This is a genomic window from Tistrella sp. (genome assembly GCF_002684955.1).
Classification (GTDB): domain Bacteria; phylum Pseudomonadota; class Alphaproteobacteria; order Tistrellales; family Tistrellaceae; genus Tistrella; species Tistrella mobilis.
Window position 1 is genome coordinate 1 of record NZ_NYWI01000014.1, and the last position, 23,883, is coordinate 23,883.

The 23,883-nt window shown below is 66.8% G+C and carries 27 protein-coding genes, 1 tRNA gene and 1 pseudogene; 27 read left to right on the forward strand and 2 right to left on the reverse strand.

The genetic code is table 11. From position 1 onward, the window contains the following. Window positions 1–260: 260 nt before the first annotated feature. The 5 genes from aspS (at window position 261) to CMO28_RS03320 (ending at window position 4,967) form a co-directional block, all read left to right on the forward strand. Window positions 261–2,087: an aspartate--tRNA ligase gene (gene aspS, locus CMO28_RS03300; protein ID WP_296709571.1), complete on the forward strand. Its 1,827-nt coding sequence runs from the start codon at window positions 261–263 to the stop codon at window positions 2,085–2,087. Window positions 2,088–2,316: 229 nt separating this feature from the next. Then, entirely contained in the window at window positions 2,317–2,589 is a 273-nt protein-coding gene (locus CMO28_RS03305; RefSeq protein WP_296709575.1) for an NHLP leader peptide family RiPP precursor, read from the forward strand. Between the two features lie 42 nt (window positions 2,590–2,631). Beyond that, entirely contained in the window at window positions 2,632–2,931 is a 300-nt protein-coding gene (locus tag CMO28_RS03310) for a hypothetical protein (protein ID WP_296709578.1), read from the forward strand. Window positions 2,932–2,934: 3 nt separating this feature from the next. Then, entirely contained in the window at window positions 2,935–3,873 is a 939-nt protein-coding gene (locus CMO28_RS03315; RefSeq protein WP_296709580.1) for a hypothetical protein, read from the forward strand. Then, window positions 3,870–4,967, forward strand: a complete 1,098-nt coding sequence (locus CMO28_RS03320; protein ID WP_296709582.1) for a hypothetical protein — start codon at window positions 3,870–3,872, stop codon at window positions 4,965–4,967. Before CMO28_RS03315 ends, CMO28_RS03320 begins: the two co-directional genes overlap by 4 nt. A gap of 159 nt (window positions 4,968–5,126) precedes the next feature. On the opposite strand, the gene CMO28_RS03325 is transcribed toward CMO28_RS03320, so the two are convergent. Then, on the reverse strand, window positions 5,127–5,600 hold the full coding sequence (locus CMO28_RS03325; RefSeq protein WP_062765152.1) for a MucR family transcriptional regulator: 474 nt from the start codon (window positions 5,598–5,600) through the stop codon (window positions 5,127–5,129). Between the two features lie 495 nt (window positions 5,601–6,095). Between CMO28_RS03325 and rpiB the strand changes: the two genes are divergently transcribed. The 11 genes from rpiB to CMO28_RS03380 all read left to right on the forward strand — a co-directional run bounded on the left by rpiB (window position 6,096) and on the right by CMO28_RS03380 (window position 14,965). Beyond that, entirely contained in the window at window positions 6,096–6,539 is a 444-nt protein-coding gene (gene rpiB / locus CMO28_RS03330; protein ID WP_014745343.1) for a ribose 5-phosphate isomerase B, read from the forward strand. 154 nt (window positions 6,540–6,693) lie between these two features. Continuing rightward, entirely contained in the window at window positions 6,694–7,992 is a 1,299-nt protein-coding gene (gene glyA / locus CMO28_RS03335; RefSeq protein WP_296709592.1) for a serine hydroxymethyltransferase, read from the forward strand. 79 nt (window positions 7,993–8,071) lie between these two features. Beyond that, window positions 8,072–8,548, forward strand: a complete 477-nt coding sequence (gene nrdR, locus CMO28_RS03340; RefSeq protein ID WP_062765143.1) for a transcriptional regulator NrdR — start codon at window positions 8,072–8,074, stop codon at window positions 8,546–8,548. Further along, window positions 8,541–9,692: a bifunctional diaminohydroxyphosphoribosylaminopyrimidine deaminase/5-amino-6-(5-phosphoribosylamino)uracil reductase RibD gene (ribD, locus tag CMO28_RS03345; RefSeq protein ID WP_296709597.1), complete on the forward strand. Its 1,152-nt coding sequence runs from the start codon at window positions 8,541–8,543 to the stop codon at window positions 9,690–9,692. The genes nrdR and ribD overlap by 8 nt, the downstream gene beginning before the upstream one ends. Window positions 9,693–9,771: 79 nt before the next feature. Continuing rightward, window positions 9,772–10,404, forward strand: coding sequence for a riboflavin synthase (locus tag CMO28_RS03350; protein WP_296709600.1), 633 nt, complete (start codon window positions 9,772–9,774; stop codon window positions 10,402–10,404). 49 nt (window positions 10,405–10,453) lie between these two features. After that, window positions 10,454–11,605: a 3,4-dihydroxy-2-butanone-4-phosphate synthase gene (ribB, locus tag CMO28_RS03355; RefSeq protein WP_014745338.1), complete on the forward strand. Its 1,152-nt coding sequence runs from the start codon at window positions 10,454–10,456 to the stop codon at window positions 11,603–11,605. Window positions 11,606–11,612: 7 nt separating this feature from the next. Further along, a complete protein-coding gene (locus tag CMO28_RS03360) occupies window positions 11,613–12,062 on the forward strand; it encodes a 6,7-dimethyl-8-ribityllumazine synthase (RefSeq protein ID WP_296709604.1) in 450 nt (149 codons plus the stop codon). A gap of 133 nt (window positions 12,063–12,195) precedes the next feature. Further along, window positions 12,196–12,672, forward strand: a complete 477-nt coding sequence (nusB, locus tag CMO28_RS03365) for a transcription antitermination factor NusB (protein ID WP_051045491.1) — start codon at window positions 12,196–12,198, stop codon at window positions 12,670–12,672. Beyond that, a complete protein-coding gene (gene thiL, locus CMO28_RS03370) occupies window positions 12,669–13,709 on the forward strand; it encodes a thiamine-phosphate kinase (RefSeq protein ID WP_296709609.1) in 1,041 nt (346 codons plus the stop codon). The genes nusB and thiL overlap by 4 nt, the downstream gene beginning before the upstream one ends. Before the next feature lie 182 nt (window positions 13,710–13,891). Beyond that, window positions 13,892–14,461 (forward strand): DUF4865 family protein, encoded by a 570-nt coding sequence (locus tag CMO28_RS03375; protein WP_062765132.1) that lies wholly within the window; start codon window positions 13,892–13,894, stop codon window positions 14,459–14,461. A 45-nt stretch (window positions 14,462–14,506) separates the two neighbouring features. Continuing rightward, window positions 14,507–14,965 (forward strand): hypothetical protein, encoded by a 459-nt coding sequence (locus CMO28_RS03380; protein WP_296709614.1) that lies wholly within the window; start codon window positions 14,507–14,509, stop codon window positions 14,963–14,965. Window positions 14,966–15,052: 87 nt separating this feature from the next. On the opposite strand, the gene CMO28_RS03385 is transcribed toward CMO28_RS03380, so the two are convergent. Further along, window positions 15,053–15,577 carry an outer membrane protein assembly factor BamE gene (locus CMO28_RS03385; RefSeq protein WP_296709618.1) on the reverse strand — a complete coding sequence of 175 codons (525 nt, stop codon included), beginning with the start codon at window positions 15,575–15,577 and terminating at the stop codon, window positions 15,053–15,055. Between the two features lie 256 nt (window positions 15,578–15,833). Here CMO28_RS03385 and CMO28_RS03390 point away from each other — a divergent pair, with 256 nt between their 5' ends. From CMO28_RS03390 to cutA, 11 genes and pseudogenes are all read left to right on the forward strand, one after another. Beyond that, the gene (locus CMO28_RS03390; protein ID WP_296709620.1) at window positions 15,834–16,439 is read left to right on the forward strand and encodes a ubiquinol-cytochrome C chaperone family protein; all 606 of its coding nucleotides are present in this window, start codon (window positions 15,834–15,836) and stop codon (window positions 16,437–16,439) included. Window positions 16,440–16,558: 119 nt separating this feature from the next. Further along, entirely contained in the window at window positions 16,559–17,176 is a 618-nt protein-coding gene (locus CMO28_RS03395; RefSeq protein WP_296709622.1) for a hypothetical protein, read from the forward strand. A 113-nt stretch (window positions 17,177–17,289) separates the two neighbouring features. Continuing rightward, on the forward strand, window positions 17,290–17,475 hold the full coding sequence (gene rpmF, locus CMO28_RS03400; RefSeq protein ID WP_014745329.1) for a 50S ribosomal protein L32: 186 nt from the start codon (window positions 17,290–17,292) through the stop codon (window positions 17,473–17,475). Window positions 17,476–17,555: 80 nt separating this feature from the next. Continuing rightward, window positions 17,556–18,614 carry a phosphate acyltransferase PlsX gene (plsX, locus tag CMO28_RS03405; protein ID WP_062765116.1) on the forward strand — a complete coding sequence of 353 codons (1,059 nt, stop codon included), beginning with the start codon at window positions 17,556–17,558 and terminating at the stop codon, window positions 18,612–18,614. Continuing rightward, window positions 18,611–19,588, forward strand: a complete 978-nt coding sequence (locus CMO28_RS03410) for a beta-ketoacyl-ACP synthase III (RefSeq protein WP_014745327.1) — start codon at window positions 18,611–18,613, stop codon at window positions 19,586–19,588. Before plsX ends, CMO28_RS03410 begins: the two co-directional genes overlap by 4 nt. 159 nt (window positions 19,589–19,747) lie before the next feature. Next, a complete protein-coding gene (locus tag CMO28_RS03415; protein ID WP_296709631.1) occupies window positions 19,748–20,092 on the forward strand; it encodes an integration host factor subunit alpha in 345 nt (114 codons plus the stop codon). A gap of 40 nt (window positions 20,093–20,132) precedes the next feature. Beyond that, window positions 20,133–20,427: pseudogene (locus tag CMO28_RS29865) on the forward strand (MerR family transcriptional regulator); the annotation flags it as partial. 699 nt (window positions 20,428–21,126) lie between these two features. Further along, window positions 21,127–21,204: transfer RNA gene (locus CMO28_RS03425), tRNA-Pro, on the forward strand. Window positions 21,205–21,454: 250 nt separating this feature from the next. After that, a complete protein-coding gene (locus tag CMO28_RS03430; protein ID WP_296709633.1) occupies window positions 21,455–22,579 on the forward strand; it encodes an NAD(P)/FAD-dependent oxidoreductase in 1,125 nt (374 codons plus the stop codon). 86 nt (window positions 22,580–22,665) lie between these two features. Then, on the forward strand, window positions 22,666–23,109 hold the full coding sequence (locus CMO28_RS03435) for a response regulator (RefSeq protein WP_296709636.1): 444 nt from the start codon (window positions 22,666–22,668) through the stop codon (window positions 23,107–23,109). Further along, window positions 23,106–23,834, forward strand: a complete 729-nt coding sequence (gene cutA, locus CMO28_RS03440) for a divalent cation tolerance protein CutA (protein WP_296709639.1) — start codon at window positions 23,106–23,108, stop codon at window positions 23,832–23,834. Before CMO28_RS03435 ends, cutA begins: the two co-directional genes overlap by 4 nt. Window positions 23,835–23,883: the final 49 nt, after the last annotated feature.

Below are 23,883 nucleotides of genomic sequence, written 5' to 3' on the forward strand. Positions count from 1 at the left end.
CACACGGTTCCATTCATCCCTCCCAAGCCAGCAACGTCGACAACGAGAGATTCAGACTTTTTCCGTCCTGTCACGCACAGTTTCACCCGATTGCCCTGGGATGCACGGCGGCATGGCTTGACAATCCGGCGGCATCCGTGCGTTGTTCCGAACCGGTCCCGCGCGGAAAGCCTTTCGTCGCGGGGCCTTCGCGTGCGCTGCCGCACCCGGTCGCCGCACCCACAGTCTCGACCCGCCCGCTGACGAACAGGCCCGAACCGATGCATGCCTATCGCTCGCATACCTGCAATGAACTGACGCTCGCCCATGAGGGCCAGACCGTCCGGCTTTCGGGCTGGGTGCATCGCAAGCGCGATCACGGCAATCTGCTGTTCATCGACCTGCGCGACCATTACGGCCTGACCCAGATCGTGGTCGACGTCGACAGCGCCGCCTTCAAGCTGGCGGAAGAGCTGAAGAACGAGAGCGTGATCACCGCGACCGGCCGGGTCGTCGCCCGTAGCCCCGACACGGTCAATGCCGGCATGGCCACCGGCGAGATCGAGGTCCGGGTCGAGGAGCTGTCGCTGCAGTCGGCTGCGGACCCGCTGCCGCTGCAGGTCAACAGCGACCGCGACTATCCGGAAGACACCCGGCTGCGCTATCGCTATCTGGATCTGCGCCGCGAGCATGTTCACAAGAACATCGTGCTGCGCTCTCAGGTGATTTCGTCGCTGCGCCGGCGGATGACCGATCAGGGTTTCATGGAGTTCCAGACCCCGATCCTGACCGCGTCGAGCCCTGAAGGTGCCCGTGACTTCCTGGTGCCGAGCCGTATCCATCCGGGCAAGTTCTACGCCCTGCCGCAGGCGCCGCAGCAGTTCAAGCAGCTGCTGATGGTGGCGGGCTTCGATCGCTACTTCCAGATCGCCCCCTGTTTCCGCGACGAGGATGCCCGCGCCGATCGCAGCCCGGGCGAGTTCTATCAGCTCGATATCGAGATGTCCTTCGTGACCCAGGAAGACGTCTTCCAGGCGATCGAGCCGGTGCTGCGGGGTGTGTTCGAGGAATTCGGCGGCACTCGCCATGTGCCCACCGGGCCGTTCCCGCGCATTCCCTTTGCCGAAGCCATGCTGAAATACGGCTCCGACAAGCCCGATCTGCGCATCCCGATCGAGATTGCCGATGTGTCGGAGATCTTCCGCGGGTCCGGCTTCGGTGTTTTCGCCAAGGCGGTCGAGGCCGGCAAGGTGGTGCGTGCGGTGCCGGTGAAGAACGTCGCCGACCGGCCGCGCAGCTTCTTCGACAAGATGAACGACTGGGCCCGCGAGCAGGGTGCCCCGGGCATGGGCTGGATCGCCTTCGAGAATGGCGGCGGCAAGGGCCCGATCGCCAAGAATCTGGGCGATGAGCGTCTGGCGGAGATGAAGGCACAGCTGGGCCTTGGGGATGGCGACGGCGTGTTCTTCGCCACCGACGTGGCAGACAAGGCCGCGAAGCTGGCCGGTGCCGCCCGCCTCAAGCTTGGCGCCGAGCTCAACCTGATCGAGCCCGACGTCTTCCGGCTCTGCTGGATCGTCGACTTCCCGATGTACGAGTTCGACGAGAAGCTCAACCAGATCGTGTTCAGCCACAACCCGTTCTCGATGCCGCAGGGCGGGCTCGAGGCGCTGAACACCAAGGATCCGCTGGAGATCAACGCCTATCAGTACGACATCGTCTGCAACGGCGTGGAACTCTCTTCGGGCGCGATTCGTAACCACAAGCCCGAGATCATGTACCGGGCCTTCGAGATCGCCGGCTATGGTCCCGAGGTGGTCGAGGACAAGTTCGGCGGGATGCTGAACGCCTTCCGCTTCGGCGCCCCGCCGCATGGCGGTATCGCGCCGGGTGTCGACCGCATCGTCATGCTGCTGGCCGATCAGCCGAACATCCGCGAGGTCGTGGCCTTCCCGATGAACCAGCAGGCCCAGGACCCGATGATGAACGCGCCGCACGAGGCGACGCCTGAGCAGTTGAAGGAACTGCACCTGCGCGTGGTCCTGCCGCCCAAGGTGGTGAAGGCCGAAAAGCCTGCCGGAGATGCCGCGCCGGCTGCCGAGGCCTGACCATAACTGCCGCCACCCCTGCCTGTACGAGGCCGGCCCTGCCCCATATCAGACGGGCACGGCCGGCTTCGTCATTTCAGGATCGGGGACAGGACATGGTTCAATGCCGGTTGACATGTCTGCCGGTGCGGATTGCCCGAGTGCCCGCCGCAGGGAATGATCACCCGGTCAGCAGGATCGCCCTTCGGGGCCGCCGCTGCCGTGCATCATCCCTGAAAGGTGAGATCGCATGCTGTCCCGCGATGACGCTCTGAACCGCATTCTCGACTGCGCAACTGCCGACCCGGGATTTCGCGAGACAATGCTTCGCGATCCGAAGGCTGCGATTTCCACGCTGCTCGGGATCGAACTGCCGACGGCGCTGGAGGTCGTGGTGCATGAAGAAACCCCGTCGCGCCTGCACATCGTGCTGCCGCCGGCCGGCGATGCACTGGACGACGCGTCCCTGGAAGTGGTGTCGGGCGGCACTGTCGACTGGAATAACCTCAACTTCCCGATGTAACGCCAATCCGTCGTCGGTGGCGCTGGGGGAGAGGGAATTCTTATGAGCATGGACGAGATTCTGGCCCGGATTGCAGCGGCCGTTCAGGAGAAGCCGGAGCTGGCGGCCCTTCTGGAGAGCGACCCGAAGTCAGCGGTCACACAGATCTTCCGGGCGGCGCCCGCCATGGAGGACGGGGCGTTGGACGACGACGCGCTGGATCGCGTCGCAGGTGGGACCGGCGGCTTTACCGATGCCGAGATTCAGCAGGCCCTGGCGCAGTTTCTGGCGTTGCGCGGCAATCTCGACCTGACGCCGTGGCTGAACGCCCCGCAGTCTCCGCTGCTCGGCAACATGCGGTGACGGATGGCGGAGATCGATCACGCCCTCGGTCTGGCCCTGGACTGGCTGAACCACGCGGTTGCCGCCGACGGCTGCTGGCCCTCGCAGCGTGTGCCGGGCCCGCCCGATGATCCCGTCGGTTCCGCGATCGACGAGCGCACCCCCTTCGTGACGGCGGTAGGGCTTCTGGCGCTTGGGGGGCTTGCAGATCCGGACCAGACAGAGAGTGCCGCACTGATCGACCGCTCGCGCGGGTTTCTTGTGCGCACCATGCGCGCACCCGGGCTCTGGGCCTATCTTGAGGGCTTCGTGCCCGATTGCGACGACACCGCCTGTGCCTCCATGGCACTCTCCGGCGCCCATCCCTGGATCGCATCCGGCCGCAATCGCACTCTGGGGTTTGCAGCGCGGGTGCCGGATGGCCGCTTCAGAACCTGGATGGCGGGGCCGAGAGCCGATCTGGACATCGACGCCGTGGTCAATGCCAACATGATCGGCTGGTTGGGCGATGCCGTCGAATGCCGGGCCGCGGCCGATTTCGTGATCGCAGCCTGTTCGGGATCTGCGCGGGAGGCGCTGGTCTTTTACGACCATCCCATCGATCTGGCCCAGGCGGTCGCCCGTGCCGTTCGTCGGGGCACAGATAGCCTGCGGCCAGCACTGCGGGACGTCTCCAGGATGGCGGCCCAGGTGCTGGAGGATGATGGTGCACCGCCCCTTCGTCTGGCGCAGGCTCTGGATGTTGCCGACGCCCTGGACATGCTGCCGCTGCCTGTCAGGGACCGCGCGATTGCCCTGCTGGTCCGCGAGGTCGTCACGCATGGATACTGTCGCTCGGACACGATCTATCTGGGTGTCACCCCACCTGCACCGCCCGGCTGCCACTATCGCTCGGACGCATTGGCAACGGCATTGACGTTGGGGGCGTTGGCACGCGCGCGGAGGCGAGGGGGCGGCATATGACGGTCTTTGGTTCGGATGACGACCGTCTTCATCATGGTCAGGGGATGGGGCCGGCCATTCAGGCGCTGCTGGGCGTAATGGGGCGCGATCTGGTTCCCCCGGAAGATCGCCGGCGGATCATGGATGTCGCTGCGGCGATACCGGCTGCCCTGGCGCGCAATTCTTTCGGTGTCGAACTGCGTGCCGATGCGCCGGATGGCGGACCCGTCGATCTCTGTGTCGCGATGACCCGGCAGGAGGTGGCGGACCCCGCCTGTGCGGCGGCCGATGGCCCCTGGCGGCGGCTCTGGTCGGATGAAGCCTGGGGGCGGGTGGTTCAGACGATTGACGCATGGCGGGGAGGGATGTTTCCCCGGCTGCGGGATCTGCTTCTGGAATTCGACACCGGCACGCCCGGGGCACGGGATGCGGGCGTGTTCACCGCACCGGTCGATCTTGCCGACGAGACCCCTGAGAGGGCGCCGACCAACTGCTTCCACGCGGATCCGTCGGTTGGCTTTGCACCGCTTTGCAGCCTGTCAGGCGAGATCAGGCCCGGGGTCCACGCGACCTTCAGGCGTCTGCTCGACCGGTTGCCACCCTGGGCCGAAGTCTTCCAGGCCGGCCGGATGATCGGTCGGGCCGAGGGGGCCGAAACCCTGCGGGTGGTGATCCGCCGCCTGCGACCCGACGCCATTCCGCCGCTGCTGGCCGGAGAAATGGATCCGGAGGTACGGGATCAGGTGCTGGGGTCCATCCTGCCGCTTTCCGATCGCCTGCAGCGGGCGGGGGGAGCGCTGGCGCTCTCCGTCGATCTCACGCCGGCCGGGATCTCGCCACGGGTCGGCATCGAGATCAACGATGATGCCCGCTTCTATATGGGGCGCCCCGGAGCCTGGCCGCAATTCTTCGAGCTGATGGGCGAGGCGGGGGCGGCCCATCCACAACTGGCCGAGAGCGTCCTGCGGTCCGTCGGGCGCCACCGTCTCTTCGCCCGTATTCCTGCCGCGGCGATCCTGGTCGGGATCAGCCATGCCAAGCTGCTGCCGGCCACCGGTGGTCCGGCGGCAAAGATCTATCTGGGAGCCCGGCTCTGGCACGGCGCCCCGGAGTGACGATCTCAAAGAAAGTATTTTATTTAAATTTAGGAAAATTTATCTATGGGTGCGTGGCGCCTGAATACGAACGGGGCGCCGCAGATCTTGCGGCGCCCCGTTCGTTTAAATCGTCTGACGATCGTTCAACGCTGTCCCGCGTGAACGCGATGCCGGTTTTCAGGCCTGCGCAGCCCGCCGGCCGCCCCGGGCCCGCGGCGCATTGGTCGCACGACCCAGGCCGATCTTCTTGGCGAAGTCCGACCGCTGGCGCGCATAATTGGGCGCGACCATCGGATAATCCGGCGCCAGGCCCCATTTGGCACGGTATTCCTCGGGCGTCATGCCATAATTGGCACGCAGATGCCGCTTCAGCATCTTCAGCTTCTTGCCGTCTTCCAGGCAGACGATGTAGTCCGGCGTGATCGACTTCCGCACCGGAACCGCAGGCTTCTGCGCTTCTTCGCGCACGACTTCCTGTGCGGTCGCCGTGCCGTTCTGCTGGTCGTTCAGCGCCCCGTAAACCGTCTGAATAATCTCGGGCAGTTGCTGGGCCGGCAGGCTGTTGTGGCTGACATAGGCCGCGACGATCTGCGCGGCCATGCTCAGCAGCTTGTCATGGGCGATGGTGGGGTTTTCGGAACTATCCGACATGGAGCGCTCGCTTTCCGATGGCTGGCAGCCGTTGTAGTCGCCGCACAATGTGTTGCCGCAGGACAGTCCGCACGACTTCCAGATCATATCGAACCGGCGTCGCTCCGGATAGAACCACGTCCGGAACTTGGTCCGGTTGGGGTGCACGGGCGCCCTGCAAATATCCCTCGCCGCATGATGACTTGCACCCACAGATACCACAACAGAAATATGGCGGGAGGTGGTGACTTTATCAGTATTGGTCCACAATCGACGGCGGTGGATTTGGAAAATGGGGGATGCATCCGGTACGGCGGGCGACAGGGGTCCGTGACCATGCATGCGCCGACGATGGGCCATGTGTGTACCGCAGTTGGCGCGGCAGGCGGGTTGTGTTAAGGGAGAGGGGCGCCGCGACCGGGCTTCCGGAACCGGGCTCCGACGCCGGATATCCGGCACCGGAACCCCGGTCATCGGGCCGGTCGCCTGGGTCTCGATGCGATGGAAGGGGTCGGAATGTCCGAGGACAGCACCCGTATCGTGGCGATCGCCTGTGATCACGGCGGCGTCGACCTCAAAACGGTCCTGAAGGAAGATCTCGCCGCCCGAGGTCTGGAGGTCCTGGACCTCGGGACCGATGGATCCGCTTCGGTGGACTATCCCGATTTCGCCAATGCACTGGCGGCCGCCCTGGCCGAGGGGCGCGCGGCACGGGGCGTGCTGATCTGCGGATCCGGCATCGGCATCTCGATCGCTGCCAACCGTCATCCCCATATCCGGGCCGCCCTGGTCCACGACGCGCTCACCGCCAGGCTTTGCCGCGAGCACAATGATGCCAATGTCGTGGCCTTCGGGGCCCGCGTGACCGGCGTCGAGACCGCACGGGACGCGCTCCGGGTCTTCCTGGATACGCCCTTCGAAGGCGGTCGCCATCAGCGGCGGGTCGACAAGCTCGGCTGACCGCACAGATCCGTTCGTGACGGCGGCGGTGCTCCGGTGTGTGCGGGGTGCCGCCGCCGCCGTTCCAGTATCCGACCGCATGAGGTCGTTTCGACCGTCCCGGTCTCAGCGTCTTGTCCCGCACGAGCGCGACCCCGTCAGAAAGTGCCGACCGATGACCGATCAGACCCCCAGCTACAGTGCCGCGGCCTTCTTCCGCGCGGCTCTCGCCGATGACGCCGAGCTGATGCGCTCGATCAACGACGAACTTGCCCGGCAGCGTGACCAGATCGAGCTGATCGCTTCCGAGAACATTGCAAGCCCGGCGGTGATCGCAGCCCAGGGCACGGTGCTGACCAACAAATATGCCGAGGGCTATCCGGGCAAGCGCTATTATGGCGGCTGCGAATATGTCGACGTCGCCGAAAAGCTGGCGATCGAGCGTGCCTGTGCCCTGTTTGGTTGTGGCTTTGCGAATGTTCAGCCCCATTCGGGTGCCCAGGCCAACCAGGCGGTGTTCCAGGCCCTGCTGCAGCCGGGCGACACCATTCTGGGCCTGTCGCTGGCGGCCGGCGGCCATCTGACCCATGGTGCGGCGCCGAACCAGTCGGGCAAATGGTTCCATGCGGTTCAGTATGGTGTCCGCCCTGAGGACGGCCGCATCGACATGGACGAGGTCGAGCGGCTGGCGAAGGAAAGCAAGCCGAAGCTGATCATCGCCGGCGGGTCGGCCTATAGTCGCGTCTTCGACTTCGCGCGCTTCCGTGCGATCGCGGACGAGGTCGGTGCCTATCTGATGGTCGATATGGCCCATTTCGCGGGTCTGGTGGCCGCCGGCGCCCATCCGTCGCCGCTGCCGCATGCCCATGTCGTCACCACCACCACCCACAAGACCCTGCGTGGTCCGCGCGGTGGCATGGTGCTGACCAATGACGAGGCGCTGGCCAAGAAGATCAACTCGGCCGTCTTCCCCGGTCTGCAGGGTGGCCCGCTGATGCATGTCATCGCCGGCAAGGCGGTTGCCTTCGGCGAGGCGCTGCGTCCGGAATTCAAGGCCTATGCCCGCCAGGTCGTGGCGAATGCCCAGGTGCTGGCCGAGACGCTGGTGGCCGGCGGTCTCGACATCGTCACCGGCGGCACCGACAATCACCTGATGCTGGTCGATCTTCGTCCGAAGGGTCTTAAGGGCAATGCCACCGAGCATGCGCTTGAGCGCACGGGCATGACCTGCAACAAGAACGCCATCCCCTTCGACCCCGAGAAGCCGATGGTGACCTCGGGCATCCGTCTCGGCACCCCGGCTGCCACGACCCGCGGCTTCGGCGAGGCCGAATTCCGCCAGGTGGGCGAGATGATCGTCCGCGTGCTCGATGCGCTGGCGGCGAAGCCCGAAGGCGACGCCGAGGTGGAGGCGGCCGTGCGGGCCGAGGTCAAGGCGCTCTGCGACCGCTTCCCGATCTACCCGGCCCTGTGATCGGTATGCCCGCCTCCCGCGACAGGGGGGCGGGCATGCGGCTCTCCCCGGTTCATGACGCCCGGTTTGCGGAGGTGAAATGCGCTGCCCGTTCTGCGGCAACGAAGAGACCCAGGTGAAGGACAGCCGGCCGGCGGAGGAAGGCTCCGCCATCCGGCGGCGTCGGCATTGTGCTGCCTGTGGCGCCCGCTTCACCACCTTCGAGCGCGTTCAACTCCGCGAACTGGTGGTGGTGAAGAAGGACGGTACGCGCGAGCCCTTCGACCGGGAGAAGCTGGCCCGGTCGATCCGCATCGCCGTCCGCAAGCGCCCGGTTGAGGCCGAGCAGGTGGAGCGGATGGTGAGTGCCATTCACCGCAGGCTGGAAGGGCTGGGTGAGACCGAGATCGAAACCGGCCGGATCGGCGAGGCGGTGATGGAGGCGCTGATGGGCGTCGACAAGATCGCCTATGTCCGCTTCGCCTCGGTCTACAAGGATTTCCGCGAGGTCGACGACTTCCAGGCGCTGATCGGCAGCCTTGGCGGCGGCGACCCGGGGCAGGCCAAGGATGGCTGAACCGGTGATCTGGAGCGAGGCCGACCGTCGCCATATGGCCCACGCCCTGACCCTGGCCCGGCGCGGCCTGGGCCGGGTCTGGCCGACCCCCGCCGTCGGCTGTGTTCTGGTGTCGGCGGATGGTCGGATCGTCGGCCGTGGCTGGACCCAGCCCGGCGGCCGCCCCCATGGCGAGGCCATGGCCCTGGCCGCGGCGGGCGAGGCGGCGCGCGGCGCCACGGCCTATGTCAGCCTTGAACCCTGCGCCCATTGGGGCAAGACGCCGCCCTGTGCCGATGCGCTGGTGGCGGCCGGTGTGGCCCGGGCGGTGGTGGCCACAGGTGACCCCGACCCCCGGGTCAGTGGCCGGGGGCTGGATCGGATGACGGCCGCCGGTGTGACCGTCGATCTCGGCCTGATGGCGGCGGAAGCCGGCGCGCTCAATGCCGGCTTTTTTTCCCGCATCCTGAAGGGCCGACCGCTGGTCGCCTGGAAGGTCGCGACCACCCTGGATGGGCGCATCGCGACCGTAGCCGGCGAGAGCCAGTGGATCACCGGACCCGAGGCCCGGGCCATGGGCCATATGCTGCGCGCGAGCCATGATGCGATCATGGTTGGGGTCGGCACGGCCCTTGCCGACAATCCGCGCCTGAATGTGCGTGTGCCCGGGCTTGAGGAACGTTCTCCGGTAAGGGTTGTGATCGACAGCCGCCTGCGCCTGCCCTTGACGCACACACTGGTACGCGAAGCCTGCGAAGGCGGCCATCCGCCGGTCTGGGTCGTCACCCGCACCGACTGCGACCGCAACCGCCATGACGCACTGGCCGCCGCCGGCATCACCGTGATCGAGGTGCCGCACGGGGCCGACGGCCGCCCCGATCCGTTGCGGCTGACCGAGGCGCTGGGCGATCGGGGCATCACCCGGGTGCTGGTCGAGGGCGGCGGAGAACTGGCCGCTTCCCTGCTGCGTGACCGGCTGGTCGATCGCATCCACTGGTTCCGTGCGCCCGCCGTGATGGGGGGCGACGGTGTGCCTGCGGCACGATCCTATGGTGTGCAGGAGCTGGTGGACATGGCAGCCTTCGTCCGGCTCGATACCCGACAGCTCGGCCCCGACCTTTACGAGCTTTACGCGGGCACCGCCGTGGTCACGCCCGGCGGCTGAACCCTGCATCTTTCGACGTTGTCTTTTGAACATCCCGCGCGTGTTCCGGCCGCGCTCCCCCGGCAGAAGGTCGTGTTCCATGTTCACCGGCATCATCACCGACATCGGCGAAATCGTCTCCGTCCAGGCGCCCGAAGCCGGGGCGGCGGAAGACCGCCGGCTGACGATCCGGACGTCCTATGACCCCGACGGTATCGATATCGGCGCCTCCATCGCCTGCTCCGGCTGCTGCCTGACGGTGATCGAACGTGGCCGCGACGGGGCAGGGCAGGGCTGGTTCCTGGTCGAGGCGTCGGGTGAGACCCTCTCCAAGACCACGCTCGGCGGCTGGGGTGCCGGCCGGCGGATCAATCTGGAGCGGGCGGCGAAAGTCGGCGACGAGCTGGGCGGCCATGTCGTGCTGGGCCATGTCGACGGGTTGGGCCGTCTGGTCTCGATGACGCCCGAAGGCGGCTCTCACCGACTGGTGTTCGAGGCGCCGGCAGAGCTTGCCGGCTTCATCGCGCCCAAGGGCTCGGTGACGATCGACGGCATTTCGCTGACGGTGAACGAAGTCGACGGCACCCGCTTCGGCGTGAACATCATTCCCCACACCTGGACCCACACAACACTGTGCGATCGCAGGCCCGGCGATGCGATTAACCTTGAGATCGACGTGCTTGCGCGCTATGTGGCGCGGTTGAACGAGTGGCAGGCGGGCATCCGCGGCTGATCAGCGGGAGGCCGCCCGGTCCGAAGGCGGCCCTGAGGAGAGGAAGACCATGACGGTGATCAAGGACGAGGGCGGCGCCGACGATGTCCGCGGCTATATCTCGAGCATCGAAGAGGTGATCGAGGACGCCCGCAACGGCCGCATGGTGGTGCTGGTCGATGACGAGGATCGCGAGAACGAGGGCGATCTGGTCATTCCGGCCGAGATGGTGACGCCCGAAGTGATCAACTTCATGGCCAAATACGGCCGCGGGCTGATCTGCCTGACCCTGACCGGAGAGCGGGTCGAGGAACTGAACCTGCCGCTGATGACCCAGCGCAACGCCTCCCGGCACCACACCAATTTCACCCTGTCGATCGAGGCGCGCGACGGCGTGACCACCGGCATCTCGGCCGCCGACCGCGCCCATACCGTGCAGGTTGCGATCGATCCGGCCAAGGGCGCCCGCGACGTCGTCACCCCCGGCCACATCTTCCCCCTCCGCGCCCGCGATGGCGGCGTGCTTGTCCGGGCAGGGCATACCGAAGCTGCGGTCGATATCGCACGGCTGGCCGGCATGAACCCGTCCGGCGTGATCTGCGAGATCATGAACGACGACGGCACCATGGCGCGGATGCCGGATCTGGTGCCTTTCGCCCAGCTGCACGGGCTGAAGATCGGCACGATCGCCGATCTGATCGCCTATCGCCGCCGCACCGAGAAGCTGGTCGAGCGCCTGACCGACGGCCTGTTCCGCAGCCATTTCGGTGGCGAGTGGCGGATGATCGTCTATGCCAGCAAGATCGACGGCTCGGAACATATGGCGCTGGTGAAGGGCGATCTGGCGGCTGCGGGCGATCAGTCGGTGCTGGTGCGCATGCATGTCGTCAACGCCTTCGACGATCTTCTGGGTGATCGCAGCAGCGGCCGTGCCGGTGCGGTGCGTGCCGCCATGGAGCAGATCGATCGTGCCGGCCGTGGCGTGCTGGTCCTGCTGCGCGAGCCGCGGCCGACCGGCCTGTCGGATCTCGCACGGGCCCGGCTGGAAAGCCCGCAGGCGGCCTCGACGCTGCGCGACTATGGCACCGGCGCCCAGATCCTGCTGGACCTGGGCGTGCGCAACATGATCCTGCTGAGCAATTCGCGGCAGACGGTGGTGGGGCTGGACGGCTACGGCCTCCACATCACCGGGCATGCCCCGCTGATCATCGAGAAGGTCTGAGACACCCATGGCCACCGTCACCACTTCCGATCTGCGCATCCTGATCGTCGAGGCGCGCTTCTACGAAGACATCGCCGATGCGCTGGTCGACGGCGCCATGGGCGTGCTGGAAGCCGCAGGGGCCCAGGTCGAGCGCCTGGCCGTGCCGGGCGCCTTCGAGATTCCGGCGGCGATCCGTTTCGCGCTCGACAGCGGCCGCTATGACGGTTTCGTCGCGCTGGGCTGCGTGATCCGCGGCGATACCACCCATTATGATTACGTCTGCGGCGAAAGCGCCCGCGGGCTCAACCAGCTTGCGATCGATCGCAAGGCCTGCATCGGCTATGGCATCCTGACCGTCGAGAACCGCGAGCAGGCCTGGGCCCGCGCACGCGCCGACCGGGCCAACAAGGGCGCCGACGTGGCCAGTGCCTGCCTGCGCATGATCGAAATCAAGCGCCAGTTCCAGCAGGGCTGAAGGACCAGGAATTGCCATGACCGACAAGCCGCGTGACGCCGCCCCGGCGAAACCGGGAGCCAAGACGGATGCGAAACCCGCTGCACGGGCGGGCAAGCGCAGCGGCGCCCCGCGCCCCGGCCGCGAGGCCGGCATGGCCCGCCGGACGGCGGCGCGTCTGGCCGCCGTTCAGGCGCTCTATCAGATCGATTTCAATGCGGCCCGGGCCGAGGCGGTCATCGCCGAGTTCCTGAACCATCGCATCGGCAAGGTGATCGATGACGGGCTGGAGCTGGACGCCGATCGCGACCATTTCCGCGACATCGTGACCGGTGTCGCCGCGGCCCAGGCCGAGATCGATCCGATGCTCGAATCCTCGCTGGCCGAGGGCTGGCGGCTGGAGCGGGTTGAGCAGACGCTGCGCGCGATCCTGCGTGCCGGCGCCTACGAGCTGACGGCACGCACCGACGTGCCGACGGCCGTGATCATCAATGAATACGTCAATGTGGCCCATGCCTTTTTCTCGGGCTCGGAACCGGGCTTCGTGAACGGGATTCTGGATCGGCTGGCGGGGCATCTGCGTGCCGACCACCGCGGCGGCAAACCTGCCGGCGGGGCCCCCCGCAAGTGACAGGCAAGGCGCCGGACGAGACCGCCCCGGAGGCGCCGCTCGGCGAGTTCGGCGCCATTGAACGCTGGCTGCGGCCGCTTGCCCGGTCTTTGCCGGGCGCACTCGACCTGACCGATGATGCCGGCTGGCTCGCCCTGCCACCCGGGCGGATCCTGGTCGCCGCCAAGGATGCGATGGTCGAGGGACGGCACTGGTTCCCAGGGGAACCGCCGGAACTGGTGGCGCGCAAGCTGCTTCGTGTGAACCTGTCGGATCTGGCGGCGATGGGCGCAACGCCTGTCGCCTATCTGCTGGCACTGGCGGTTCCGGGCCCCGATGCCGGAGACTGGATCCGGCGCTTCACAGAGGGGCTCGGTGCCGATCAGGGCCGCTATGGCGTGGCGGTACTGGGTGGTGACACGGTGGGCACCGACGGGCCGGCCATGGCCAGTCTTACGCTGCTTGGCCATGCCCCGGCGCCATCGGCCCTGCTCACCCGCGGCGGGGCCCGGCCGGGCGACGATGTCTGGGTCTCGGGCACGATCGGCGACGCAGCGCTGTCGGTCGAGGCGGGGTATGGCCGCTTCGACCCCGCCGCCCTCGGCCTCTCTGCCGAGGAAATCGCAGGGCTGGAAGCACGGCGGCAACTGCCGGAGCCGCGACTGGCGCTGGGGCGTATGCTGGTGGGGCTGGCCACGGCCTGCGCGGATGTCTCGGACGGCCTGCCGGCGGATCTGGGGCACATTGCCGAGACGTCCGAGGTCGATGCCGAATTGCGCGTCGATCTCGTGCCCCGCTCGGCTGCGGCCGGGCGGGTGGTGGCTGCCCGCCCCGATCTTGGGCCGATCGTCTGGACGGGTGGCGACGATTATGAACTCGTCTTCACGGCGCCGCCCGCCGCCGCCCACGCCATCACGGCGCTGTCAGCACGCGAAGGCATTCATGTCAGCCGCGTCGGACGCATCGTTCCCAAGGCGGCGGACAGGGGTCGGACGGTGCTGATCAACGCAGACGGGCGTATCATTGCGGCCGATCGGGCCGGACATGTGCATTTCTGACGCAGCTTGCATGGGCGTCATGCGTGAATGACCGTTCTCGCGACGGCAACGATGGCGTAACGTCCGCGGATACACCCTCGGGCCACGCGGGGCCGCGTGCCGCCGGGGATATCCAGCCCGCCGATTGCGTGCATCAGCGCCGCGGCGGGGGCCCATCGATCGCGGGGGGACGAACGCAGACGATGCTGGCGCTGCAATACACAGTCCGTCTGAAGGCCGACGTGGACGCGGACATGATCCGCCGTCGCGTGGCCGAACGCGGATCGCTCTACGACAATCATCCGGGACTGGTGATGAAGTCCTTCCTCCTGAACGAGGAGGATCAGGTCTATGCACCGTTCTACATCTGGCGCTCGGAAGAGGACTGGAAGCAGTTCGTCTTCGGTGATCTGTTCGCCAATCTGGCTGCGGCTTTCGGTCGGCCGCGCGTGCGAACCTGGTTCGTGCTCGGCTTCGGCCATGGTGCCTGCACCGATCAGCCGCGCTTCGCCGTGCGTGAAGTGGATGTGATCGCACCCGAGACGCCGCTCGAAGCGGTGCGTGAGCGCGAGGCGGCGCTTCAGGCACAGATGCTGACGAAGCCGGGCCTCTATGCCCATTCGATCGCGCTCGACGCCGATCGGTGGGAACTGGTCCGCTACAGCCTTTGGTGTGATGAGGCTGCCTCGCGGAATGCGGCAGTGGGCGCGCAATCCGATTGCGTGAATACCTACGAAGTGCTGCACTTCTCAGAACCGGGAGGCCGTGGCTGACCGGAAGCCCGGCGCCTTCGCGCCCCATCCTGACGGTCCGCCAGAATGAGAGTCCTGCTGATCTTCATCGTCTCCGTGCTGCTCGTGGTCGCGGGCGGTGGCGGATGGCTGATCTACCGGGATGACCCTTTCGGCGTCTTCGGGCACCATTTGCGCGCCCCCGCCGCCATACCTGCACCGGTGTTCGTGGGGATGACCGGTGTGGGTGTCCCCATGATCCGCCACGGTGTGGTCTATCGTTATCTCATGCTGGACCTGGTGCTTGAACTCGTCCCCGGAGCGGATGACGACGAGGTATCGAACGGTATCGAGCGCCTGCGTCCGGTGCTGACCGGCGCTGCCCAGCATGTCTCGACCACGGCCGACCGCCTGGGGCGTGAGCCGACGCTCGACGAGATCAAGGTCGGCCTTACCGATGCGGCCAATGACTGGTTCGGACGCGAGATCATTGCGGATGTCCTGATCCAGCGGACCAGCGATGTGGCGGCACAGAAGATCAATTGACGGCTTGCCGAAAGGGCCGGCCGCACATGAAGAAGGGGTCGAGTGATCGACCCCTTTTCTGTCGTCTGCAGTACGGCCTGCCGGTCGTCAGCGCGGCCTGCCCATACCCGACGGGTTGCCCGGGTTGGTGGCCGAGGGGTCGGAGTTGAACCGGCCGATATTGCCGATGAACTGCTCCAGCACGGTCAGTTCGTTGCCGGAGGTCGGCGTGATCCGGTCGACATAGCTCACCTGGCGGGCGTCATCCAGGCCGAAGCGCAGCACATCGGCCAGCCTGCCGTCTGTGCCGAAACGCAGCCCAAGAACGTCCTGCTCCGTGACGTCGGCCGAATAGAAGGCGACCGTGCTGGTCCGTCTCTGAATGTAATACCAGGTGTCGGTTTCGAAGGTGCCCGTCGTGGCCGGCGCGCCCAGGATGGCGCGGACATCCTCGCGGGTCTGGACGCCGGGCTGCAGCTGGGCGATCTCGTCCTTCGACGGCATGAAGCCGTGGGTACGGATCACCGGCTGGCAGGCGCCGAGGGCGAGGCCGGCAAGGACCACCGCGACCATCGGCGCGGGGCGGGTGACGGACGGGAAAATGGGGCGGCGCCGGGGCGCTGACCGGATCATCTTGGCGATGTCACCGTTGACGCTGTGGGGCGTCGCCTCCATAACCACCTGGACGAACCGGCATCTGCACGGAACGACGCCGACCATCGGGCGTCAGAGAGCAGCGCGTCGGAAAGCCCAGGACGGCGGGGATGCGACGGCCCGTCTGCTGGCGGGCGGCCCAAGATTGCATTCCGTGATGCGGGGTGTCAATCGGACCGGCGGCCGTTCTGGTATCACCGGCCTGCAGATGGTCGAAAGAGGAGGTCCAGGCCCGATGTTTCTCGACAGGCTGTTCGGTCGCACGGGGCCCCGTGCTGCCGCTGAAGCGCTCTATGATACGGCGGTCGCCCAGGCGCGGTCGGTGACCTTTTATCGCGACTTCGGCGTACCGGACACGGTGGACGGCCGGTTCGACATGCTGGTGCTGCACGTCTTTATGGTCCTGCACCGTCTGAAGCGGGAAGGGGAAGCCGGGCGCCGTACCGGGCAGGCGCTGTTCGACCGGATGTTCGCCGACATGGACCGCTCGCTGCGGGAGATGGGCGTCGGCGACCTCAGCGTCGGCAAGCATGTCAAACGGATGGGAGAGGCCTTCTACGGCCGGATCAAAAGCTATGACGCCGCCATCGAGGCCTCGGCAGCCGATGGCGGTGCCGAACTCGGCGACGCCATCGCCCGCAACGTGTTCGGTGTGGAGGGCGAGGGGGCCGTACGACCCTCAGGCGTCGTGCTTGGGGCGCTTGCATCCTATGTACTCGCCAGCATCCGCGCGTTGGATGGGCAGCCGGCGGCAGACCTTCTGGACGGCCGCGCCGCCTATGCCGCACTGCCGGTGCCGTCGGCAGAGCGCGAGGATGCGTCCGACGCCGGTGGGGATTGATCCCTGCACATGACCCAACACATTGCCGGGGCTGGCGAAACCCGGGCTGATGGAGTAGGGTGCGCCGCCACGGGCCCGGCTGGGCCCGGCATTTCGCGTTCCAAGGACGACCGACGCTCATGACCGGCACCGATACCACCAGCGCTCAGACCCCCGAATTCTCGCGCGTCATCGAGATCGAGGCGATCGAGCCGGGGGAGCCGCGCACTTTCTCATACGCGGCCACGCCGGCCGAGTGTGCGGCGCTTGGCCGGCGCCTGCAGCAGGAGCAGATCCTGTCGCTCGAGGTGGGCGTCACGGTGACGCGGGTTCGCGGTGGTGCTCATCTGGTGTTTGATCTCTCGGGACGGTTGATTCAAACCTGCGTTGTTACCAATCTAAGGTTTGAGGCTTCGGTTTCGGAGATCGTCGAGGTGGATGCACTGGCCGAGCCGGAATACAGCCGGCGGCTGGCAGCCCTCGATGCGGCCGAGCCGGAAGACGACCAGGAACCGCCCGAGCAGCTGGTCGACGGCAGGGTGGATGCCGGCGAACTTGCGACCGAGTATTTTTCTCTCGCGATCGATCCTTATCCCCGGAGCCCTGAGGCCCCGGGGGAACCGGTCGAGCGTGAAGTCTTCACGCTCAGGGGCGGCAACGCCCCTGAGGGAAAGGGTCGCGAACATCCCTTCGCGAAGCTTGCGGCCCTGAAGCAGCGCATGGATACGGACACGCCCGAAGGGGGTGACGCATCCTGACCGGCATGACACCGGATACGAGATCCGGGAGAAGCCTTGCCATCGAGCCGGTTTTTCGCTAACTAAGCGCGCTATTCGGCTCGTGACCGTTACCATCCCGAAAGGCGAAGACTATGGCCGTCCCCAAGAAAAAGGTCTCCAAGTCGCGGCGCGACATGCGTCGTGCCCACCACGCTCTGACCGCGACCAACGCGCAGGAGTGCCCGAACTGCGGTGAGCTGAAGCTCTCGCATCATGTCTGCGGCTCGTGCGGCTTCTATGACGGCCGTGACGTCGCGACCGAGGCGGCGGCCGGTTGATCCGGCCTGCCGGCTCCAGGTGATCGGAGGAAGACGTCGGGCCGGCCTGGCCCGACGAAGGGCGCGGAGGTGAGGTGGCCTTGTCCGGTGAAGTTACCATCGCACTCGATGCGATGGGCGGCGATCAGGCTCCCAAGATGGTGGTCAAGGGCGCTGCCATCGCACTCAAGCGACATCCGGGCCTCCGGTTCCTGATGGTCGGCGACGAGCCGCGGCTGCGCACGCTGATGAAGCGGCGCAAAAAGCTGCTCGCCGCGACCGAATTCCTGCACACCGACGAAGTGGTTCCGGGCACCATGCGCCCCTCGGTCGCGCTCAGGCAGGGGCGCAAGTCGAGCATGGGCCTGGCCCTTCGGGCGGTGCGGGAAAACCGTGCCAGCGCCGCCGTCTCGGCCGGAAATACCGGCGCCTTGATGGCGATGGCGCGGATGATGCTCGGCATGCTGCCGGGCATTGATCGCCCGGCGATCGCGGCAACCATGCCGACGCTGCGCGGCGAGAGTGTGGTGCTCGATCTGGGCGCCAACACCGAATGCGACGTCCGGAACCTCATCCAGTTCGCCGTGATGGGGGAACTGTTCGCACGCATCGTGCTCGGCTATCAGACCCCCTCGGTCGGCCTGCTGAATGTCGGCGAGGAAGAGGTCAAGGGGCTCGAAACGGTGCGGGAAGCGGCCGCGAGACTGAAAGCCGCCGAGAGCATCCGCTTCCATGGCTTTGTGGAAGGTGACGATATCGCCAAGGGCACGGTCGACGTCGTCGTCACCGACGGATTTACCGGCAACATCGCGCTGAAGACGGCCGAGGGCACGGCGAAGCTCTACAGCCACTATCTCCGTTCTGCGTTCGGCCGCTCGCTGCTGGCCCGGATCGGGTATCTCTTTGCGCGGTCGAGCCTGAAGGCAATCCAGAAGCAGACGGATCCGCGTCACCACAACGGCGCCATGTTCCTTGGGCTCGGCGGCATTGCCGTCAAGAGCCATGGCGGTACCGACGCCCTCGGTTTTGCCAATGCCATCGGCGTCGCCTACGACCTGGTGGCGCACGGCTTCAACGAACGCATCATCGGCGAGTTCAAACGGATCGCGGCGGACCGGATCGACGGGACGTCCGACCAGCAGAAGGCGGCAACGGCATGACGGTATTGCGCGCGCGCGTGCTCGGCGTCGGCGGCTACCTGCCCGCCCGGGTGTTGACCAACGACGATCTGTCGAAAATGGTCGACACCTCCGACGAATGGATCCAGGAGCGGACGGGCATCCGCGAGCGCCGCATCGCGGCGCCAGAGGAACTGACCTCGACCCTGGGCCTGCATGCGGCGCGCGCAGCACTCGCCAATGCCGGCATCGGCGCCGACGAGGTCGACCTGATCGTGGTCGCGACCTCGACGCCCGACGAGACCTTCCCGGCGACCGCGACCAAGATCCAGGCCGGGCTCGGCATCACCCGGGGTGCCGCCTTCGATGTCCAGGCCGTCTGCGCGGGCTTCATCTTCGCGCTGTCGACCGCCGACAATTTCCTGAAGGCCGGCCAGTTTCGCACCGCGCTGGTGATCGGTGCCGAGACCTTCTCGCGCATCCTGGACTGGAACGACCGCGGGACCTGCGTGCTGTTCGGCGACGGTGCAGGTGCAGTGGTGCTCAGGGCCGCGGAAGGCGAGGGCACGAGCGACGACCGTGGCGTGCTCTCCACGCATCTCTTCTCCGACGGCCGGCATCATGACGCGCTCTATGTCGATGGCGGCGTGTCGTCGACCCAGAGCGCCGGTCATCTGCGGATGGAAGGCAAGGAAGTCTTCCGCCACGCCGTCGTCAAACTGGCCGACAGTGTCAACGAGGCGCTGGAGGCCAACGGCATGACGGCGGATGCGATCGACTGGCTGGTGCCGCATCAGGCGAACGCCCGGATCATCACCGGCACGGCCCGCAAGATGGGCCTGCCGATGGAGAAGGTGGTCATGACGGTGGACCGCCACGGCAACACCTCTGCCGCCTCCATCCCGCTGGCGCTGAGCGAGGCCGTGGCCGACGGCCGTATCCAGCCGGGGCAGGTGGTGCTGGTCGAAGCCATCGGCGGCGGCCTGGCCTGGGGGTCGGCGCTGATCCGCTGGTGATGCCCCGGCCTTACCGTCGGTGGTGAACCTTTCACGCTTTTTCCGAAACGACGCAACTGCGTGTCGCAAAGCCTTGAAGCGCATGGCGTTTGACATTCTCGTCCGCCATGGCGCATAAACAGGGTGAAGCTGCGCGCGCAAGTATTTGAGGACAAGACTATGGCACGCACCGTCACTCGCGCGGATCTGGCCGAGGCGGTCTATCAGGAAGTCGGTCTGTCGCGGCATGAATCGGCCCAGCTGGTGGAGGCGGTGCTGTCCGTCGTCTCCGACAGCCTGGTCGAAGGCGACACCGTCAAGATCTCGTCTTTCGGCACTTTTGCGGTGCGCCAGAAGGGCGAGCGCGTGGGCCGCAATCCGAAGACCGGCGAGGAAGTCCCGATCCTTCCGCGGAAGGTGCTGGTGTTCCGTGCCTCGAACGTGCTCAAGGACCGGATCGGCAAGAGCCTGGCGGACATCGCGGATCTGGACCTCGAGGCAGAGGATGACGAGGCCGAAGCCTGAGCAAGGGCGATGCGGCCGGTGAGATGGAGGCGTTGACGAGATGACCGACACCACCGCCCATGATGGCGACCGGCGGCGCGGCGGCGGCAAGTCGCCCGGCGCGTACCGCACCATCAGCGAGGTGGCGGAAGAGATCGACGTCCCCGCCCACGTCCTCCGTTTCTGGGAAGGCAAGTTCCCGCAGGTGAAGCCGCTGAAGCGGGCGGGCGGGCGCCGGTACTACCGCCCCGACGACGTGGTCCTGCTTCGCCGGATCCGCGATCTGCTCTATGCAGAAGGCTACACCATCAAGGGCGTGCAGAAGCTGCTCCGCGAAGGCGGTGCCAAGGCGGTGGCCGAACGGGTGGAAGCCGGCGCCGCCGGTGCGGCGGCACAGGATCCCGATCTGCTCGACGCGCTGGCACGCCAGAGCGAAGACGAGGTCTTCGACGAGGATCAGGATGCCGATGACATCGTCGCCGATGACGACGAGACCGATATCGACGGCGGGGACGAAGACGATCTGACTGACGAGATCGTCACCTCTTCGATGACCGCCGAGGCTGTTGCAGCGGCAGAACGCGCGGAAAGCCGTGTCAGGGATCTTCTTGCCGCCGATGAACGGCGTCGTCTGGTCTTGCGTGAGGCGTTCGACCTGTTGAAGCAGGCGCGGGCAATCCTCGACGGGACTGATGAAGACGCAGGCGCGGACGACACCGCCGGCGGTGGCGAGCTGACGCCCGACGAGAGCTTTGCCCAGGATGTCTTCGTCGTCGAGCTTGCCGACGGCGAAACCGGTACCGATCAGCCGGCGGCGGATGGGGATGCGACGGACGAGGTTGAGGCGGCAGGTGAAGAACGGGCCGAAACCGCCGAAACCGAGGAGATTTCCGCCGACGAGGTGGAGAAGGTGAGACAGCAGGGGCAGGGCTGACAAGTCCGGATACAAATCCTGCTTCAGAAGGGTTGCGCGGGCCGATCCGGTTGGCTATAGTCCGCGCACTTCGCAAGGGGGAGGATGACGGAAACGGCATCGCAACCCCATGAAGAACGGTCGGAGCGTGGCGCAGCCTGGTTAGCGCACTAGTCTGGGGGACTAGGGGTCGGAGGTTCGAATCCTCTCGCTCCGACCAATTCTTCTCTTCGCGGCATCATCCCCGGATGTCGCAGCAGCAGCGAAGTCTGCAGCTTTCACGGCCGCACCATCCGAAGGATGGCGCGGCCGTTGTCGTTTCGGCAGCCGATGGATCCGCCCCGACCAGACTGCATCGCCGCGTATTTTGATCCGGGTTGAAACCCGGCATTGTCGACGGGCCGCCGGCTCTGCTTGAATGCCGTGTCGCGGACCGGTCCGCGAGGACGGCGGAGAAAAAGGAGCGAGGCGTGGCACAACCGGATCTGGATGCCGTGGTCGTGGGCGCAGGTGTCGTGGGGCTGGCCGTTGCCGAACGGTTGGCACGGGCCGGGCGTAGCGTGACGGTCCTGGAAGGCGGGCCACGTTTCGGCGAAGGCGCCAGCAGCCGCAATTCCGAAGTCGTTCATGCCGGCCTGTATTATCCCGCAGGCAGTCTGAAGGCCGAATGCTGCCTTGAAGGCCGTGAACGGCTGGCGTCATTCGCTGCCGAAACCGGGATCGGCTATCGTCGATTGGGGAAGCTGGTGGTCGCCGCCACTGCCGAAGAGGCACCGCGGCTTGATGCCATTCTGGCCCGCGCCCATGCCAATGGCGCAACCGAGGGGGAGCCGCTGCCGGCGCCCCGGGCGCGGGAGATGGAGCCGGCGCTGGCTGTCCATGCAGCGCTGTGGTCGCCTGCCTCTGCCATCATCGACAGCCATGAACTGATGGCGGTGCTGCTTGCCCGGCTGGAAGCGCAGGGCGGCATGCTGGTCACACATACGCCGGTGCTGGCCGGCCGGGCGGGCGCGCAGGGCATCACCCTGGCGACCGGCGGCGCCGAGCCGGCGGAGTTCACCTGTGACATCCTGGTCAATGCGGCCGGCCTCGGTGCGCCGGCATTGGCCCATGCGATCGACGGGCCCGGTGTTCCGGCAGACCTGGCGGTGCCGGTGCGCTTCGCGAAGGGGAATTACTTCCGGCTGGACGGAGCCCGTGCCCCCTTCAGCCACCTGATCTACCCGGTGCCCGAGGCGGGAGGGCTTGGCGTGCACCTGACCCTCGATCTGGCCGGGCAGGCACGCTTCGGCCCCGATGTGGAGTGGGTCGACGATCCTTCGGCGCTGGCGGTGGATCCGACGCGCGCGGACGGTTTTGCAGGCGCGATCCGCCATTGGTGGCCCGGCATGCCCGATGTCGCCCTGGTGCCCGATTACGCCGGCATTCGTCCAAAGATTGTCGGCCCGGGTGAAGCCGATGCCGATTTTCGCATAGACGGGCCTGACCGCCATGGGATTGGCGGGCTGGTCCATCTGCTGGGCATCGAAAGCCCGGGGTTGACCGCAGCTTTGGCGCTGGCCGAACGGGTCGTGGCCCGGCTGGGCGTCGGATAAGGCGGCAATGTCGAGTTTTTCCCAGGCCGCCATGCCTTTATCTTAATCTTTCGGGCAATGATGGTCGCAGACGGTGGAGACGGTGAATGGGGGAGCTTCGGCACGTACTGCTCGTCGAGGACGAGCCCGACCTGCGCGAACTCGTTCGGCTGGCCCTCTCCGCGGTCGGCCGGATCGAGGTCACGGTCTGCGCCGACGGCCAGACGGCGCTGGAGACCTTCGACGCCGCCCGCCATGACCTGGTTCTTCTGGATGTCATGATGCCGGGCATGGATGGCCCGGAAACCCTTCGGCGGCTTCGCGGGTTACCGGGGGGAGCTGCGGTGCCTGCCGTCTTTCTGACGGCGCGCACCCGCACGGACCTGGACGGTGTCGACGGGGTCGCCGCTGCCGCCGTCATCGCAAAACCGTTCGATCCCTTGACTCTGGCGGCAGACCTGCACGCAATTTATCAGGCTCTGCCGCCGCGTGACCGCGCGGACGACGCCCTGTCCGAACCGATCCTCACCGAACGGAGAAGCTGGTCGTGACCGATCGTCCTGAAACCGATGGTCCCGAGACCGACCGGGACGGCAGGGTCGGTGGCGCCACCGACGTCATCGCGGCCCTGACCGAGGAGTTCCGGCAGGGCATGCCCGCACGTGTTGCCCGGATCCGGGAAGGCGTCGTCGCCTGGCGCGACCGGGGCGAGGCCGGGGGGCTGGATGACGCGGAGCGGGCAGCGCATTCCCTTGCCGGCGCCGCTGGCAGCTTCGGTTTTCCGAAGGTCGGTGAAGCTGCACGACAGCTGGAGCGGCTTCTGGAAAACGCACAGGCCGGCGCGCCGGCCGGGGGTGAAGACGTTGCACATGCCCTGTCGGCACTTGCCCTGTCGGTTGACGGCGTGGCACCGCTCGACGCGGCCGAGCGGTGCCTTGTCGAAGCAGTCGGCATGGTCGCGCGCGCCATGGTGGCCTATGTCACCTGCAGCAGCCGCGACGAAGCGCTGATGATCGGCCGCACGCTTGTCGAGGAACGCCTGGCCGCCTGCTGCAATCTGATCGGCGGCATGACGGCGATCTACCACTGGGAAGGCAGGGTGGAGACGGGCGAGGAAGTGGTGTTGATCGCCAAGACGACCGCCGATCGTCTGGAGCTGCTGACAGAGCGGGTGATCGCCCTGCACAGCTATGACCTGCCGGGCATATCCGCCTGGCCGATCGAGGGTGGATCTGCCGGTTTCCTGGCCTGGATCGCGCAGGAATGCCATAGTTGAGCAGGAATGCGGGGGCTGACCGGCAGGTCCGATGCAGGGCACTGGACCC